The organism is Thioclava sp. JM3 (genome assembly GCF_002213185.1).
Lineage (GTDB): Bacteria > Pseudomonadota > Alphaproteobacteria > Rhodobacterales > Rhodobacteraceae > Thioclava > Thioclava nitratireducens.
Genome location: NZ_NBOB01000003.1, coordinates 390,257 through 404,802 on the forward strand (window position 1 = coordinate 390,257; position 14,546 = coordinate 404,802).

The following is a 14,546-nucleotide window of genomic DNA, read 5'->3' on the forward strand; positions in this document are numbered from 1 at the left end:
TAAGGACAATGAGAATGCACCTGTTTTCCGACATCCGCGCCGCGGTAATTGCGGCACTCGATCAGATGGTTTCCGAAGGCGCGCTGCCCGAGGGGCTGGACTACGCAAACGTCGCGGTGGAGCCGCCGCGCGATCCGCTGCATGGCGACATGGCGACCAACGCCGCGATGGTGCTGGCCAAGCCCGCCAAGTCGAAACCGCGTGACATCGCCGAGGCGCTGGCGTCCAAGCTGGCCGCAGATGACCGGATCGTCAGCGCCGATGTCGCCGGTCCCGGTTTTATCAACCTGCGCCTCGATCCGAAGGTCTGGGCTGATGTGACCCACGCCGTTCTGAAAGAGGGCGCGGATTACGGGCGCTCCGATCTGGGCCGCGGCGTGAAGGTGAACGTGGAATATGTCTCCGCGAACCCGACCGGCCCGATGCATGTCGGCCATACCCGCGGCGCCGTCTTCGGCGATGCGCTGGCAAGCCTGCTGGATTTCGCGGGCTATGACGTCACGCGGGAATATTACATCAACGATGGCGGCGCGCAGGTCGATGTGCTCGCCCGCTCCGCCTATGAGCGCTATCGCGAAGCCTGTGGCCTCGAGCCGGAAATTCGCGAGGGGCTCTATCCCGGCGATTACCTGATCCCGGTCGGTGAGGCGATCAAGGCCAAGTATGGCGAGAGCCTGCTCGACAAACCCGAGGAAGACTGGCTCGAAGATATCCGCGAATTCGCGACCGAGCAGATGATGGAGATGATCCGCGAGGACCTCGCCTGTCTCGGCGTGAAAATGGATGTCTTCTCCTCCGAGAAATCGCTCTACGGCACCGGCCAGATCGAGGCGGCGCTGAAGCGGCTCGAGGATCTGGGCCTGATCTACGAGGGTGTGCTCGACCCGCCGAAGGGCAAACTGCCCGAGGATTGGGAGGAGCGCGAGCAGACCCTGTTCCGCTCGACCGAATATGGCGATGACGTAGACCGCCCGGTGAAGAAGTCGGACGGCTCGTGGACCTATTTCGCCCCCGATATCGCCTATCACTGGACCAAGATCGCTCGTGGCTACGATCTGCTGATCGACGTCTTCGGTGCCGACCATGGCGGCTATGTGAAGCGGATGAAGGCAGCCGTGGCTGCGCTGTCGGATCGCAAGGTGACGCTTGATATCAAGCTGATCCAGCTGGTGAAGCTGTTCAAGAACGGCGAGCCCTTCAAGATGTCGAAGCGCGCGGGCACTTTCGTGACGCTGCGCGACGTGGTGGAGCAGGCGGGCGCGGATGTGACCCGCTTCCACATGCTCACCCGCAAGAACGACGCGCCGCTGGATTTCGACTTCGACAAGGTGCTCGAGCAGTCCAAGGACAACCCGGTCTTCTACGTGCAATATGCCCATGCCCGGGTCTGCTCGGTGCTGCGCAAGGCGGCGGAAGCGGGCTGGGACATGTCCGATGCGCGTCTCGCCGAGGTCGATCTGTCCGGCGAGTGGCATCCGTCCGAGCTGGAACTGGTCAAGAAGATCGCCGAATGGCCGCGTCTTCTGGAGATCGCGGCGCGCGCGAACGAGCCGCACCGGGTGGCTTTCTACCTCTACGATCTCGCCTCGGATCTGCACAGCCTGTGGAACCGTGGCAATGACGAGCCGTCCCTGCGCTTCCTGCAGGAGGGCGACGAGGCCGCATCGGCGGCGAAAATCGCCCTCGCACGAGCCTGTGCCGTTGTCATTTCCGCCGGTCTTGGTATTCTTGGCGTGACCCCGGCTGAAGAGATGCGCTGAACGCACGCCGCCGGGAACAGGCAAATTCCGGGTCAACCGGGCAAGGCCGGGCAACCGGCGGCGAGGCGACGAGCATGACGACCTACGACTACCGCGAGAGTGGGGGTTACGGGCATGAACACCCGCAGCCCCATTACGCGCATCCCGAAGATCCCGTTCCAGAGCGTGCGCCGCGTGTCGTGTCGCGCTGGGTCAACGTGGCCGGGGCACTGACTTCGGTCGCGATGATCGCGGGTCTGGTGGTCTGGGGGTACAAGCTGGCGATGCGCGATCTGAACGGCGTACCGGTGATCCGCGCGATGGACGGGCCCGCCCGGATCGCGCCCGAAGACCCGGGCGGAGAGCTTGCGCGCCATACCGGTCTGGCTGTCAACGACGTGGCCGGCACGGGGCAGGCGGCACCTGCACCTGAGAAAGTGACTCTCGCGCCGAGCCCGGAAGGGTTCACCGACGAAGATAAGCCGATGGGCGAGCTGGCGGCGGAAACGCAGGTGGCGAGCGATGCGTCTAGCGCGGGTGACGGATCCAACCCAGCTTCCAACCCTGCCGTGGAGGCGGCGATTGCGGCGCTCGAGCCTGCCGCGCTCAATGCCGATCCGTCGCAGGTGAAGGATGCGCCCGACATTCCCGTCGAGCCTGCATTGATGAGCCCGGCCATGCCCGAGACGCGCCCCGATGCGGTCGCGCAGGACGCAGCCCCCGAGAGCGACGCAGTCAGCGGTGTGATTCCGGCCTCAGTGCCGGGCGTCTCGCGCTCGCCGCGCCCGCAGTCCAAACCGATGCGCGATCAGCTGCTGGCGGCGGCGCTGGAGCAGGCGGTGACGAAGCAGATGTCGGCCGGGCAAGCGGAGGCTGGCGTCGTCGATCTCGACCCGTCCGAACTGTCGGCGGGCACGCGCCTCGTGCAGGTCGGCGCCTTCGATACGGCAGCGGCGGCGAAGGGCGAATGGGACCGGATCGCCAAGCGCTTCGACGCGCTGATGACCGACAAGAAGCGCGTGATCCAGAAGGCGAGCTCCGGCGGGCGCGATTTCTATCGCCTCCGCGTCGCGGGCTTCGACGACGTGACCGAAGCGCGCCAGTTCTGCGCGGCCCTCGTGGCCGAGCGGCAGAACTGCATCCCGACGCAGGCACGCTGATGGGCGTCGCGGCGATCTTCGGCTGCGAAGGGACCGAGCTCTCCGCGCGCGAGCGGGATTTCTTCCGCGAGGCCGATCCGTGGGGCTTCATCCTGTTCTCGCGCAATATCGATACGCCCGAGCAGGTCACGCGTCTGACCGACGCTCTGCGCGGGGCGGTGGGGCGCGATGCGCCGGTTCTGATCGATCAGGAAGGCGGGCGGGTGCAGCGGCTGCGCGGGCCCCAGTGGCGCGAATGGCTGCCGCCGCTGGAGCAGGCGAAGCAGGCAGGGGCGCAGGCACCGCGCTCCTTCTGGCTGCGCTCGCGGATCATGGGCGAGGAGCTGCGCGCGGTCGGCATCGACGTGAACTGCGCGCCCACCTGCGATATCGCGGGGCTTCTGACCCATCCCTTCCTGCAAAACCGTTGTCTGGGCAAGGATGCGGCGACGGTGATCGCCAATGCCCGCGCCACGGCCGAGGGGCTGCTGGCGGGCGGCGTGCTCCCGGTGATCAAGCATATTCCGGGCCACGGTCGGGCGATTTCGGACAGCCACAAGGATTTGCCGGTGGTCGAGGCCTCGAAGGCCGATCTGATCGCGACTGATTTCGCGCCGTTCAAGGCGCTTTCCGATCTGCCACTGGGCATGACGGCGCATATCCGCTTCACCGCGCTCGACGCGGCTCCCGCGACGCAGAGCGCGAAGATCATCAAGATGATCCGTGAGGAGATCGGCTTCGGCGGGCTCCTGATGAGCGACGATATCGGGATGGAGGCGCTGGCGGGCGGCTTCGGGACGCGCACGGCTGCCGCGCTGGCGGCGGGCTGCGATCTGGTGCTCCATTGCAAGGGCGACATGCCCGCGATGGAAGAGGTGGCGATGGCCGCCCCGGCGATGAGCGAGGCCGCACAGGCCCGCGCCGAGGCCGCGCTGGACCGGCGCTTGCCGCCCGAGACAGTTGACATGGCCGCGCTCGATGCCGAACTTGAGGCACTCTTGAGCGGCGGCATGGATGAGTGACACCGAAAATCTGTTCGACTCGCAAACGGTCGCGGATCGGCTTCAGGCCGAGGCGCTGATCGTCGATGTCGACGGGTTCGAAGGCCCGCTCGACCTGCTGCTGACGCTCTCGCGCAGCCAGAAAGTCGATCTGCGCAAGATCTCCGTGCTGCAACTGGCAGAGCAATATCTGGCCTTCGTCGAACGCGCCAAGGCGCTGCGCATCGAGCTGGCCGCCGATTACCTCGTGATGGCGGCCTGGCTCGCCTTCCTGAAATCGCGGCTTCTGCTGCCGCCTGACCCCGAGGCCGAAGGCCCCTCGGCGGAGGATCTGGCCGAGCACCTCGCCTTCCAGCTGGAACGCCTGCAGGCGATGCGCGAGGCGGCGGCGCAGCTGATGGCGCGCGACCGGCTGGGGCGCGACACCTTCGCGCGCGGCATTTCGGAAGAGGTCGAGCGCGTCCGCAAGGTCACCTATTCGGCCTCGCTGATGGACCTGATGCAGGCCTATGCGCGCATCCGCACGCGCGATGAATTCCGCCCCTATGCGTTCGATCGGACTAATGTCTTCACGATGGAGGAGGCGCTGGACCGGATGCGCAGTCTGATCGGTTTCGCCGGTGGCTGGTCGGAGCTGACCACCTTCCTGCCCGACGGGTGGACCGCCGACCCCAAACGCCGACGCTCGGCCACCGCCGCGACTTTCGCGGCCTCGCTGGAGATGGCCAAGCAAGGCCAGATCGAGCTGCGCCAGAGCGATACGTTCCAACCCATTTCGATCCGGAAGAAGACATGAACGACGAGCCGGAACAGACCGAAGAAAAAGAAGAAACCCTCTTTGCCGCGCCGCCCATTGCCGAGCAGGAGCGGATGGTCGAAGCGATCCTCTTCGCCTCTGCCGAACCCGTCCGCATCCGCGAGATGGAAGAACGGATGCCGCATGGTTGCGACCCCGCCGAGGCGCTGGTGCACCTGCGCAAGCGCTACGAGGGGCGCGGCGTGCGGGTGGTGAAGGTCGGCGACGCCTGGGCGGTGCGCACCGCGCCCGATCTCGCCTTCCTGATGCAGAAAGAGACGGTTGAGGAGCGCAAGCTTTCCCGCGCCGCGGTCGAGACGCTGGCGATCATCGCCTATCACCAGCCGGTCACCCGCGCCGAGATCGAGGAGATCCGCGGCGTCGCCGTTTCGCGCGGCACGATCGACCAGTTGCTGGAAATGGAATGGATCCGCTTCGGTCGGCGCCGCATGACGCCGGGCCGCCCCGTCACCTTCGTCGTGACGCAGGAATTCCTCGACCAGTTCAGCCTCGAGAGCGCCCGCGACCTGCCGGGTCTCAAGGAGCTGCGCGCCGCAGGCCTGCTGGACTCGCGCCCCCTTCCGGGTGCAGGCTCGGACGACGACGAGGAGGGCGAGGAGGACGAGGTCCAGACCGGCCAGTCCGAATTGTTCGAGGATTGACAGGGGGATATCCGATGAACTTCAACCAGATCATCAACATGGTCATCCGGATGTTCCTGCGCCGGGGGATCAACTGGGGGATCAACAAGGGCATCGGCATGGCTTCGAAGCGCGGCGGCAAGGGCAAGAGCGCGAGCCCGATGACGGCGCAGGAGCGCAAGCAGGCCCAAACCGCACGCGAGGCGGTCAAACGCGCGCGCAAAGCGGCGCGGATCACGCGGCGCATGTGATCTCATGGAAAAGGGCGCCGCCGGATCAACCCGCGACGCCCTTCTTCGTGCTTTCCCCTATTCACGCCTTAGCCGGGCACCGGCGCATCCTTGTGGATCAGCCCGGCCCCGCGCAGGTCCTGCCAGAACTCCGCCGGGATTGGCATGTTCATCGCCGCCGCGTCGTCGATCGCCTCGTCGGGACGTCCAAGCCCCACCACCACCGTCTGCACCACATCCGGCGCTTTCGCGAATTGCAACGCGGCCGCGAGCAGATTCACCCCATGATCGAAGGCCACCTCTCTCAGGCGATCGCGCTTCTCCATCCGCTCTTTCGCGATGACACTGTTCTTGTCGCCATAATGGTAACGGTGCAGCCCCGCGAGGAAGCCCGCATTCAGCGCCGAGCCGATGACGAAGCTGTTGCCGTGCTTGCGCGCCGCCGGGAAGACCGTCTCGACCGCGTGGTCATGCTCTACCAGCGAATACTGGCTCGCCATCAGGTGCAGATCCGGATCGCTGTCTTCCATCGATTTCAGGATCGGCTCGGGTCGGTTCACGCCCATGCCCCATGCCTTGATGACCCCTTGGTCACGCAGCTCGCTCAGCGTCGCGAAACAGCCCTCGACCGCCTCGGGCCACAGCTCCAGCCAGTCCTTCGGCAGCGCGCCGTTATCGGGCGAGAGGTCGTGCACGAAGACCACATCGAGACTGTCGAGCCCGGTGCGCTGCAACGTGTCCTCGATCGAGCGGAGCGTGCCCTCGCGGCTGTAGTCGTAGACCTCGATATTGGGCGAGGGGGAGTAGGGCATGAGCTGCTGATTGCGATGCTCGGGCCCCGCTTTCAGGAGCCGCCCGACTTTCGAGCTGAGCACGAAGCTTTCGCGCGGCTTGTGATGCAGGAACTGCCCGTAGCGGCGTTCGGCCAAGCCGACGCCGTAATGCGGCGCCACGTCGAAATAGCGGATGCCCGCTTCCCACGCGGCCTCGAGCGTGTCCGCCGCCTGCCGGTCTGTCGTGACGCGGAACTCGTTGCCAAGCGCAACGCCCCCCATGCCGATCGGGTGCGGGAGTTCGTATCTGTCGGTCATGGGGTCTCCTTTCTGGTGAGCAGGTGGGGCAACGTGAGCGGGGTGATCGGGTTCCGGGGCGCTAGCGCCCCTGCCGCCGCGCCATGAAAGCCAGTCGCTCGAACAGGTGTACGTCCTGCTCGTTCTTCAGAAGCGCCCCGTGCAGCTTCGGCAGCAGGCTCGCGCCTTCGCGTTTGAGGTCTTCGGGGTTCAGGTCCTCGGCGAGCAGAAGTTTCAGCCAGTCGAGCACCTCGGAGGTCGAGGGCTTCTTCTTCAGGCCCGGTGTTTCGCGGATCTCGTAGAACTGGCTCAGCGCCTCGGTCAGCAGCCGGTCCTTGATGTCGGGGAAATGGACGGCGACGATTTCGCGCATGACCGCGGGTTCCGGGAACCGGATGTAGTGGAAGAAGCAGCGGCGCAGGAAGGCGTCGGGCAGTTCCTTCTCGTTGTTCGAGGTGATGATGACGACGGGGCGGTGCTTCGCGCGGATCGTCTCGCCGGTTTCGTAGACGTGGAACTCCATTTTATCGAGTTCCTGCAGCAGGTCGTTCGGGAACTCGATATCGGCCTTGTCGACCTCGTCGATCAGTAGCACGACCTTCCGGTCCGCCTCGAAGGCCTGCCAGAGCTTGCCCTTGCGGATGTAGTTCTTAACGTCGTTGACGCGTTCGTCGCCCAGCTGGCTGTCGCGCAGCCGGCTCACCGCGTCGTATTCGTAAAGGCCCTGCTGCGCCTTGGTGGTGGATTTGATGTTCCACTCGACCATCTCCATCCCGAGGCTCTGTGCCACCTGCCGCGCGAGTTCCGTCTTGCCGGTGCCCGGCTCGCCCTTCACCAGAAGGGGGCGCTCCAGCGCCACTGCGGCATTGACCGCGACGGTGAGATCGGGCGGGGCGACATAGCTGTCGGTCGATTGGAATTGCACGGGGGATACGCTCCGGTTTCGAGATCGCTACGCAATGATCTTGCGCAAATCGTTTGCAACCTATCTGCGCCAAAATGCTGCCGCAACCCAGGCGTAAGAATTGATGAGGAAACGCGCAGTGATGGTGAATGCGGACGTGACAACCCTGTGTTCTTGGGGTATTGGAGCGCCCGAGGAGAGTTGGCCGATGGCGAATGACGATCATGGTGGCGCCCCCGGCCCGGAAGAGAGGGCAGGTATGAGAGCAGAAGTTTTCCTTCCGGATGATTATCGTCCGGCCGAGAATGAACCCTTCATGAATGACCGGCAGCTGGAATATTTCCGCAGAAAGCTTCTGGCGTGGAAGGCCGAACTTCTCGAACAATCCGCTGAAACGCTGGAAGGTCTCGCGGAATCGGCGCGCAACGTGCCCGATATTGCCGACCGCGCCTCCGAGGAAACCGATCGTGCGCTGGAACTGCGCACCCGCGACCGTCAGCGCAAGTTGGTCAGCAAGATCGACTCGGCGCTGCGCCGTATCGAGAATGGCGAATACGGTTATTGCGAAAAGACCGGGGAGCCGATCTCGCTCAAGCGTCTCGATGCGCGTCCGATCGCGACGATGACGCTGGAAGCGCAGGAGAAGCACGAGCGCCGCGAGCGGGTGCATCGCGACGATTGATCCCACGCGCGGATTGCGCGTGTCGGAGAACGAAACGCGCGTTGCCTTCGGGCGGGAAGGCGCGCAAAACATTTCGACACCGGCACCGCCAAGGTGCCGGTGTTCGCTTTTCAAGGAGGTCCCATGCTGATCGGGCGCAAGGTTACGGTTCTGGGTGCGGGGATCGCGGGGCTGACAGTGGCGCGGGCCTTGGCGATGCGCGGCGCGGATGTCGAGGTGCTCGAACAGGCCGAGGCGATCCGCGAGGTCGGCGCCGGGCTGCAGGTTTCGCCCAACGGGGCGGCTGTGCTGCGCGCGCTGGGGCTGGGCGAGGCGCTGGAGACGGCGGGGCCGCGCGCCGAGGCGGTGCGGCTCGTCGATGGCGAGACCGGGAGCCAGGTGGCCAAGCTCGACATGGCGCGGTTGCGGCCCGATGCCGATTACCATTTCGTTCACCGCGCCCGGCTGATCGAACTGCTGGCCGAAGGCGCGCGTGAGGCCGGTGTGAAGATCCGTCTTCTGCAACAGATCGAGCGGGTGGACCTGTCGGGGCCGCATCCGGTCTTGCACACCAAGCAGGGTGCACAGATCGAAACCGATCTGCTGATCGGCGCGGACGGGCTGAATTCCAAGGCGCGCGAGGCGCTCAACGGGCGGGTGGCGCCCTTCTTCACCCATCAGGTGGCGTGGCGCGCGCTGGTGCCGTGCGACGATGCCGAGCCGAAGATCGCGCAGGTCTTCATGGGCGCAGGCAAGCACCTTGTGAGCTATCCGCTGGGCCGGGGGCTGCGCAATATCGTGGCGGTCGAGGAGCGGCATCGCTGGGTCGAGGAGAGCTGGGCGCTCGAGGATGATCCGATCAATCTGCGCACCGCCTTCGAGGATTTCTGCCCGACCGTGCGCGGCTGGCTCGATCAGGCCGAGAAAGTTAACCTATGGGGCCTGTTCCGTCACCCTGTGGCCGAGCGCTGGTTCGCGCCCGGTATCGCGATTCTGGGCGACGCCGCGCATCCCACTCTGCCTTTCCTTGCGCAGGGTGCGGTGATGGCGATGGAGGATGCCTGGGTTCTGGCCGAGGCGCTTGCCAATCACGAGACCGACGAGGTGGCTTTCGCGGCCTATCAGAATGCGCGCTGGGATCGCTGCGACCGGATCGTGGCCGCGGCGAACAAGAACGCGCGGAATTATCACCTGTCAGGAGCTCCGCGCACCTTGGGTCATCTCGCTTTGCGCGCCGCCTCCCGGTTCACTCCGGAGCGGCTGGTCGGTCGTTTCGACTGGATTTATGGCCACGACGTGACGCAGCAGGCCGGGTAGGGCGGTGGTGCCTGTCTGAGGGCGCGGGGCGACCAGCCCCGGGCCGCGCCCGACCCTCAGTCGACACAGAGACGCTGCCCCGGCCCTTCGCTTGCGCTTCGGGCGTTCGCCGGGCGTCCTTCCACTGGAAGGCCGCTTTTCCCGGCTCACCCCATCCGGAAATGCTTGGCGAGCTTCAGGCCCTGACCCTGGTAGTTCGAGGCGATGTCCTTGCCGTAAAGCTGGCGCGGCTCCTCGGCCATGCGCTCATAGACGAGACGGCCCACGACTTGCCCGTGCTCGAGCGCGAAGGGGGCCTCGTGGCAGCGCACCTCCAGCACCCCGCGCGACCCGGTGCCGCCCGCAGCCCCATGCCCGAAGCCGGGATCGAAGAAGCCCGCGTAATGGACGCGGAACTCGCCGACCATCGCCAGATAGGGCGCCATTTCGGCGGCGTGGTCGGGCGGGATCGTCACCGCCTCGCGGCTGACGAGGATGTAGAACGCGCCGGGGTCGAGGATGATGCGGCCATCGGAGGCGCGCACCTCTTCCCAGAAGTCGCGGGCCGGGTAATGGCCGATCTTGTCGATGTCGATCACCCCGGTGTGGGGCTTGGCGCGGTAGCCCACCAGATCGCCCTCAGAGGGCTTCAGATCGACCGAGAAGCCCAGACCCTCGTCGATCACGGCGGGGCCATCCACGAGCGGCTCCTGCTGGTGCAGGATCTTCAACTCGGCATCGCTGAGCACCGCCTGACCTGCACGGAATCGGATCTGGTTGAGGCGCATGCCGGGCCGTACCAGAACCGAGAAGCTGCGCGGGCAGATCTCGGCATAAAGCGGGCCGCTATAGCCTTGGGGGATTCGGTCGAACTCGGTGCCGTCATCGGTGATTAGCCGCGTCAGCAGATCGAGCCGTCCGGTGGAGCTTTTGGCATTGGCGACCGCTGTGACGCCCTCAGGCAGCGCGAGGCTCTCCATCAGCGGCACGAGATAGACGCAGCCCTTTTCCAGCACCACGCCGTCATCGGTCAGCGCCATGCGGTGCATCTCGAAGTCATGCAGGCGATGCGAGACCTTCTGGCCTTTGCCCGCAAGGAACGAGGCGCGCAGCCGGTAGGCCACGGTGCCAAGCCGCAGGTCGAGGCTCGCAGGTTGGATCTGTTCGGGGATGATGGCCGGATCCGCAGCGATCTCTCCGCGCGTGATCATCTCTTGCAGCATCGTGTCGGGCAGCACGCCGATGGTCATCCGATCCCTCCTCCGGATACACGAACGCCCACCCCGATGAAGAGGTGGGCGTTTGTCGAATTGGTCGGGCTGGCGAGATTCGAACTCACGACCTTCCGTCCCCCAGACGGACGCGCTAACCAGGCTGCGCCACAGCCCGACGAGGGGGATATAGTGCGAACCGGGCGGCGGGTGCAAGCAGTTAGTGAGAGAAATTTCACGCCAATTCGTCCGGGGTTGCGATCACTCATTCCGCGCGCGTGGAGCCATGCTGCGCGAGCCTCAGCTGAAGGGCCTGCGCACGCAGACGCAACATGCGCAGATCGCCTCGATCGGCAGGGCTGAGCCGCGCCGGATCGAGGGTGCGCAGCCCGTGCAACAGCTTGGCCAGATCGGCCCGCGGGGCGCTTTTCGCGGCGCGGTCCTGCCCCCCGCGATCGATCGTCATCGCCACGACAGGAGCCAACGGTTCCGGCTCGGGTTCGACATCGAGCGCCATCGGGGCCTCTGCGTCATCCTCCGACTCGTCCAGTTCGGGAGATTCGCGGGAAGCGGTTTCCGACTCGTCGAAGAACGAGGGCTGCGAGGCGCCGGGGAAGGGGGTGACTGAGCCACTCTCACGGGCCTCGATCGGGGCCTCCACGGAGGCGTTCAGGTCGAGCAGTTCCTCGGGACGCTCGGGCAGCGCTTCGCTTGGCGCGCGGTTCTCGGTGGCGTCTTCAGCCGCCGCCTGCACGACGTCCTCGTGGGCCGCCGCCTCTCGCGGGGCGTCCTCCTGCGGAGAAGCGTCTGTCGCGGCCGCGTCGACCGTCTCGGGCGCAGGTTCCTGCGGCGCGGGTTCTTGCGTCTGGGTGTCCTCTTCAGGCGCCGGGCTGGGCTGGGGCGCGGAAACGGGGGCGATTGACTCCGGAGTGCTCTGCGTGGCCTCACCGGTCTCGCGCTCATCCTCGAGGCTGACTTCCGCCCGCGCGGCCACCTCGCGGATACCTTCCTCGCGCAGCAATTTCTGCACGCCGCGGATGGTCATACCCTCGTCATGCAGCAGACGCTTGATGCCGCCCAGAAGTGCGACGTCAGCGGGCCGGTAATACCGCCGCCCGCCCGCGCGCTTCACCGGCTTCACTTGGGTGAACTTGCTCTCCCAGAACCGCAGAACATGGGTCGGCGTGTCGAGAAGGTCTGAAACCTCAGAGATCGTCCGAAACGCGTCGGCGGATTTACCCATCGGTAGGACCTGTCACTTGTTGTCGGGTTACTTCGAATTGCCCGCCGCCACGCGGTCCTTCATCAGATGCGAGGGACGGAAGGACAGCACGCGACGCGGCGAGATCGGAACCTCTTCGCCGGTCTTGGGATTGCGGCCCATGCGCTTGGCTTTCTCGCGCACCGAGAAGGTACCGAAAGAGCTTATCTTGACCGTTTCTCCCTCCACGAGGGCGTCGGACATATGCTGCAGCACGCTTTCGACGAGCTGCGCCGATTCATTGCGCGACAATCCAACCTCGCGGAACACCGCTTCGCTGAGATCCATGCGCGTCAGGGTCTTCGACATCCTATCCCCCCGGATAAAGAATTTCGCTAACAGTGACCGACCGTAATTCCCGAGTCAATATCAAGCACTTGGCGGACGGGCTTGATGCGCGGGCTCACGCGCGTTTGCGCGGGCGACGCTTAAAACGAATGCAGAGAGGCCGCGCTTACCAGCGCAGAACCACCGAGCCCCATGCCAGACCGCCGCCGATCGCCTCGGTGACCAGAACCTGGCCTTCCTTGATCTGGCCGCGTTGCTTGCCGACCGAGAGGGCCAGCGGGATCGAGGCCGCGGAGGTGTTGCCGTGGTCCTGAACCGTGACGATCACGCGGTCCATCGGCAGCTGCATCCGCTCGGCCGTGGCTGCGATGATGCGCAGGTTCGCCTGATGCGGCACGATCCAGTCGACGTTCTCGCCGGTGAGCCCGGCCTTATCGAGGGCTTTGTGCGCAGTCTCGGCGAGCTTGGTGACCGCATGTTTGAAGACCGCGTTGCCCTGCATGCGCAGATGGCCCGCCGTGCCGGTGGTCGACACCCCGCCGTCGACATAGAGCAGGTCCTTGTAGCGCCCATCGGAATGCAGGTCCGACGACAGGATTCCGCGATCGGTCGACGTGCCCGTGCCCTCGGCGGCTTCGAGGATCAGCGCGCCCGCGCCATCCCCGAACAGCACGCAGGTGCCCCGGTCGGTCCAGTCCATGATCCGCGAGAAGGTCTCGGCGCCGATTACCAGCACGCGCTCGGCCTGACCCGAGAGGATCAGCCCATTCGCATTGGTCAGCGCGAAGATGAAGCCTGCGCAGACCGCCTGCACGTCATAGGCAAAGCCCGTGGTCGAGCCCAGCCCCGCCTGAACCATCGTGGCGACGGAAGGGAAAGTGCTGTCGGGCGTCGAGGTCGCGACGACGATCGCGTCGATCTGGTCGACGCTCATATTCGCGTCTTCAAGCGCGGCTTTCGCGGCCTTGATCGCGAGATCCGAAGTGTATTCCCCCTCGGCGGCGATGTGGCGGCGTTCGATCCCGGTGCGGCCGCGAATCCATTCATCCGTGGTATCGAGCGTTTTCTCGAACTCGGCGTTCTCGACAACGCGCTCGGGCAGGTAATGGCCCACGCCGCGCACCACGGATCTGATCGTCATTGGCTGCTCTCGCTTTTCTCGGCGGCAGATGGCGCGCCGGATTTGGCCTCATCCTGCCCCGAGGGAAGGGCAGTGGCAACCCGTGCGGCAAGCTTCGCGCCGAAGCCCGAGCGTGCCAGTCGGGCGGCCAGTTCGATCGCGGCGGCGAAGCTGGTGGCATCCGCCGAGCCGTGCGATTTCACGACCGTGCCGTTGAGGCCGAGGAAGACGCCGCCATTGGCGCGGCGCGGATCGGTCTTGTGCCGCAGGCGCTTGAGCGCGCCCATCGCCAGGAGTGCGCCCAGCTTCGACATGACGGAAGAGGTCAGCGCCTCGCGCAGCAGTTCGGCCACGAATTTTGCCGTGCCCTCGCCGGTTTTCAGCGCGACATTGCCGGTGAAGCCGTCGGTCACGATGACGTCAGCACGGGCGCCGGCAAGCTCGTTGCCCTCGACGAAACCCGCGAAGTCGAACTGCCCCGCCTCTTGGGCGTTGCTGATCAGCTCATGGGCTTCTCGCAGCTCGGGGCGGCCCTTGTGCTCTTCGGTGCCGATATTCAACAGACCTACGCGCGGACGCTCCAGCCCCAGCGCGTTGCGCGCATAGGACGTGCCCATCAGGGCGTAGGTCAGCAGATCCTCCGCATCGGCTTTCACGTCGGCGCCCATATCGAGCATGACATTCCAGCCAGCAGGCCCACGCGACGGCCAGAAGGAGGCGATGGCCGGACGGTTCACGCCCGGCACCTTGCGCAGCCGCATCATCGAGATCAGCATCAGCGCCCCGGTATTCCCGCAGGAGACCGCGACATCGGCCTCCTTGTCGCGCACCGATTCGATGGCCGACCACATGGAGGTATCCTGCCCGCTGCGCAGAACCTGCGCGGGCTTATCCTCCATCGTGACGGTCCGTTCGGCGTGGCGCAGGTCGATGCATTCGCCAAGATCATGCTTGGCGATCAGCGGTTCGAGCTGCGCGCGCGGGCCGTGAATGATGAAATGCAGATCGGGTTGGGCGTGGTGCGCCTTCGCGACACCGGCGATCGTGGCCTCGGGGCCAAGATCGCCGCCCATAGCGTCGATGGACAGAACGACAGCGCCGGCATTCGCCGGCGCTTTGCCCTTCTGGGCGGCCTGCATCTCTGCGGCCTTCATCTGCGATCCCGTCTGCGGCTGGTCTTGCGAGTCTT

At 65.7% G+C, this 14,546-nt stretch carries 15 protein-coding genes and 1 tRNA gene; 8 read left to right on the top strand and 8 right to left on the bottom strand.

All coding sequences use genetic code 11. The features are described 5' to 3' along the window. Positions 1-14 precede the first annotated feature (14 nt). From argS to B6V73_RS07810, 6 genes are all read left to right on the top strand, one after another. Entirely contained in the window at positions 15-1,760 is a 1,746-nt protein-coding gene (gene argS, locus B6V73_RS07785) for an arginine--tRNA ligase (RefSeq protein ID WP_088724936.1), read from the top strand. A 74-nt stretch (positions 1,761-1,834) separates the two neighbouring features. Continuing rightward, positions 1,835-2,899 (top strand): SPOR domain-containing protein, encoded by a 1,065-nt coding sequence (locus B6V73_RS07790; RefSeq protein ID WP_088724937.1) that lies wholly within the window; start codon positions 1,835-1,837, stop codon positions 2,897-2,899. After that, the gene (locus B6V73_RS07795) at positions 2,899-3,900 is read left to right on the top strand and encodes a glycoside hydrolase family 3 N-terminal domain-containing protein (RefSeq protein WP_088724938.1); all 1,002 of its coding nucleotides are present in this window, start codon (positions 2,899-2,901) and stop codon (positions 3,898-3,900) included. Before B6V73_RS07790 ends, B6V73_RS07795 begins: the two co-directional genes overlap by 1 nt. Further along, positions 3,893-4,675 (top strand): ScpA family protein, encoded by a 783-nt coding sequence (locus tag B6V73_RS07800; protein ID WP_075775497.1) that lies wholly within the window; start codon positions 3,893-3,895, stop codon positions 4,673-4,675. Before B6V73_RS07795 ends, B6V73_RS07800 begins: the two co-directional genes overlap by 8 nt. Next, the gene (gene scpB, locus B6V73_RS07805; RefSeq protein WP_075775496.1) at positions 4,672-5,337 is read left to right on the top strand and encodes an SMC-Scp complex subunit ScpB; all 666 of its coding nucleotides are present in this window, start codon (positions 4,672-4,674) and stop codon (positions 5,335-5,337) included. Before B6V73_RS07800 ends, scpB begins: the two co-directional genes overlap by 4 nt. A gap of 14 nt (positions 5,338-5,351) precedes the next feature. Next, on the top strand, positions 5,352-5,567 hold the full coding sequence (locus tag B6V73_RS07810) for a hypothetical protein (RefSeq protein ID WP_075775495.1): 216 nt from the start codon (positions 5,352-5,354) through the stop codon (positions 5,565-5,567). Between the two features lie 68 nt (positions 5,568-5,635). Here B6V73_RS07810 and B6V73_RS07815 read toward each other — a convergent pair whose 3' ends face one another. Then, positions 5,636-6,637: an aldo/keto reductase gene (locus tag B6V73_RS07815; RefSeq protein WP_088724939.1), complete on the bottom strand. Its 1,002-nt coding sequence runs from the start codon at positions 6,635-6,637 to the stop codon at positions 5,636-5,638. A 61-nt stretch (positions 6,638-6,698) separates the two neighbouring features. Then, the gene (locus B6V73_RS07820) at positions 6,699-7,541 is read right to left on the bottom strand and encodes a MoxR family ATPase (RefSeq protein WP_088720281.1); all 843 of its coding nucleotides are present in this window, start codon (positions 7,539-7,541) and stop codon (positions 6,699-6,701) included. Between the two features lie 238 nt (positions 7,542-7,779). On the opposite strand from B6V73_RS07820, the gene dksA reads away from it, so the two are divergent. After that, entirely contained in the window at positions 7,780-8,202 is a 423-nt protein-coding gene (dksA, locus tag B6V73_RS07825; protein WP_075775492.1) for an RNA polymerase-binding protein DksA, read from the top strand. A 123-nt stretch (positions 8,203-8,325) separates the two neighbouring features. Further along, positions 8,326-9,498 (top strand): FAD-dependent monooxygenase, encoded by a 1,173-nt coding sequence (locus B6V73_RS07830; RefSeq protein ID WP_088724940.1) that lies wholly within the window; start codon positions 8,326-8,328, stop codon positions 9,496-9,498. Between the two features lie 146 nt (positions 9,499-9,644). Here B6V73_RS07830 and B6V73_RS07835 read toward each other — a convergent pair whose 3' ends face one another. The 6 genes from B6V73_RS07835 to plsX form a co-directional block, all read right to left on the bottom strand. Next, positions 9,645-10,727, bottom strand: coding sequence for a 2'-deoxycytidine 5'-triphosphate deaminase (locus tag B6V73_RS07835; RefSeq protein WP_075775490.1), 1,083 nt, complete (start codon positions 10,725-10,727; stop codon positions 9,645-9,647). 61 nt (positions 10,728-10,788) lie between these two features. After that, a tRNA-Pro gene (locus B6V73_RS07840) sits at positions 10,789-10,866 on the bottom strand. Positions 10,867-10,953: 87 nt separating this feature from the next. Further along, complete coding sequence (locus B6V73_RS07845) at positions 10,954-11,931, bottom strand: MerR family transcriptional regulator (RefSeq protein ID WP_088724941.1); 978 nt, start codon at positions 11,929-11,931, stop codon at positions 10,954-10,956. Positions 11,932-11,958: 27 nt separating this feature from the next. Further along, entirely contained in the window at positions 11,959-12,258 is a 300-nt protein-coding gene (ihfA, locus tag B6V73_RS07850) for an integration host factor subunit alpha (protein ID WP_075775489.1), read from the bottom strand. Between the two features lie 145 nt (positions 12,259-12,403). Beyond that, positions 12,404-13,378 carry a beta-ketoacyl-ACP synthase III gene (locus B6V73_RS07855; protein WP_075775488.1) on the bottom strand — a complete coding sequence of 325 codons (975 nt, stop codon included), beginning with the start codon at positions 13,376-13,378 and terminating at the stop codon, positions 12,404-12,406. Then, a complete protein-coding gene (gene plsX, locus B6V73_RS07860) occupies positions 13,375-14,496 on the bottom strand; it encodes a phosphate acyltransferase PlsX (RefSeq protein ID WP_075775729.1) in 1,122 nt (373 codons plus the stop codon). Before plsX ends, B6V73_RS07855 begins: the two co-directional genes overlap by 4 nt. Positions 14,497-14,546: the final 50 nt, after the last annotated feature.